Raw genomic sequence first — 2,212 nt, 5'->3', positions numbered from 1 at the left:
TGTCGACGACGCGCTGAGACTGACCCTCTAGCGGCGGATTGGGACTGACCCCTCCGAGGCTGGAGGGGTGATCGCATTGGAAGACTGGGCTGAGGTCCGTCGGTTGCATCGGGCTGAGGGTGTTCCGATCAAGGAGATTGCGCGTCGGTTGGGTTTGGCGCGTAACACGGTCCGTTCGGCGCTTCGGGCCGAGGCGCCGCCGTCGCGTGAGCGCGGCCCTCGCGGTTCGTGTGTGGATGGGGTCGAGCCGCAGGTCCGGGCGTTGCTCGCGGAGTTCCCGCGGATGCCGGCGACGGTGATCGCTGAGCGGATCGGGTGGACGAAGTCGCTGACGATCCTCAAGGACCGGGTTCGGGAGCTGCGTCCGTTGTTCGTTCCGCCGGACCCGACCGACCGAGTGGAGTACGACCCGGGTGAGGTCGCCCAGTGTGATCTGTGGTTCCCACCTCAGCCGATCCCGGTTGGTGGCGGGGCTGAGCGGATCCTGCCGGTGCTCGCGATGACCTGCGGGTACTCGCGGGTCACGGACGCGGTCATGATTCCCAGTCGCAAGGCCGGAGACATCCTGGCGGGGATGTGGGAGATCGTGGCCGGGTGGGGTGCCTGTCCACGGACCTTGGTCTGGGATCGGGAGGCCGCGATCGGTGGCACCGGGAAGCTCACGACGGAGGCGGCGGCGTTCGCCGGGACGATCGGGGTGCGTATTCGCCTGGCCCCGCCCAGGGATCCGGAGTTCAAGGGGTTGGTCGAGCGGCGCAACGGGTTCTTCGAGACCTCGTTCCTGCCTGGGCGTGTGTTCACCTCGCCGTTCGACTTCAACGTCCAGATCAGCGACTGGCTCGTGCAGCGCGCGAACACGCGCGTCCTGCGCGCGATCGGCTTGACGACGCCCACGGCTAGGTGGGCGGCGGACCGGGCCGCGATGGTGGCTCTGCCGCCGGTGGCGCCGGCGATCGGGCTCACGCATCGGGTGCGGCTGGGGCGGGACTACTACGTGCGTATCGACGGCAACGACTACTCCGTGGACCCTCGGTGCATCGGCAGGTTCATCGACGTGCTCGCCACCCCCGCCCGGATGGTCGCCTCGTGCGCCGGGCAGGTCGTGGCTGATCACGACCGTGACTGGGGCCATGCCCGCACGATCACCGATCCCGAGCATCAGGCCACCGCCCGGCTGCTGCGCCAGGACTTGGCTGCCCGCCGGCGGCAGGCCTCGACTCGTTCGCACGCTGATGGACACGTCGTGGCGATCCGTGCCCTGCCGGACTACGACGCCCTGTTCGGCGTGGACTTCGACCCCCGCCCCGACGTCGAGGCGGTCCAGAAAAGCGCAGCCGGAGGAAAGTAGATGACCACGACAACGAAGACCAGACCGGCGCCGGACGGGCTGAGATCCAAGCTCGCCTACCTCACCAGAGTCCTCAAGACGCCCACGATCGGGCGGACCTGGGAGACCTTGGCCGACCAGGCCAGACAGGCGAACTGGTCGCACGAGGAGTACCTCGCCGCCGTGTTGGAACGGCAAGTCGCCGACCGCGAGTCCGCCGGCACGACGATGCGGATCCGCACCGCGCACTTCCCGGCGATCAAGACCCTGGAAGACTTCAACCTCGACCACCTGCCGAGCCTCCGCAAGGACGTACTCGCGCACCTGGCCACGGCGACATTCATCCCGAAGGCGGAGAACGTGATCCTGCTCGGCCCGCCCGGCCTGGGCAAGACCCACCTGGCCATCGGGCTCGGGATCAAGGCCACCCAGTCCGGCTACTCGGTCCTGTTCGACACCGCGACGAACTGGATCGACCGCCTCGCCCGCGCCCACCACCGCGGCGCCCTGGAAGCCGAGCTGAAGAAGATCCGCCGCTACAAGCTCATCATCGTCGACGAAGTCGGCTACATCCCCTTCGACACCGACGCAGCAAACCTGTTCTTCCAACTCGTCGCATCTCGCTACGAGGCCGGCTCCATCCTCGTCACCTCGAACCTGCCGTTCGGGCGGTGGGGCGAGGTCTTCGGCGACGAAGTCGTCGCCGCCGCGATGATCGACCGCCTCGTGCACCACGCCGAGGTCCTCACCCTCGCAGGCGAGTCCTACCGCACCAGAGCCCGCCGAGAACTCCTCGCGAAGGACCGCAACAAGTAGCACGAAACGACCTCCAGGGGGTCAATCCCAAAACGTCGATAGGGGGTCAGTTCCAATCCGCCGTTGACA

General features: G+C 67.8%; 2 protein-coding genes. Both read left to right on the top strand.

The genetic code is table 11. From position 1 onward, the window contains the following. The first annotated feature begins 67 nt into the window (after positions 1 to 67). The gene (gene istA / locus AC1UKG_RS13585) at positions 68 to 1,348 is read left to right on the top strand and encodes an IS21 family transposase (protein ID WP_026271760.1); all 1,281 of its coding nucleotides are present in this window, start codon (positions 68 to 70) and stop codon (positions 1,346 to 1,348) included. Continuing rightward, positions 1,349 to 2,143, top strand: coding sequence for an IS21-like element helper ATPase IstB (istB, locus tag AC1UKG_RS13580; protein ID WP_482642336.1), 795 nt, complete (start codon positions 1,349 to 1,351; stop codon positions 2,141 to 2,143). Positions 2,144 to 2,212 lie beyond the last annotated feature (69 nt).

The organism is Salinispora sp. CH2A1_6 (assembly GCF_056820975.1).
The sequence above is the reverse complement of the archived record's forward strand: the minus strand, read 5'-3'. Positions and strand labels throughout refer to the sequence as shown.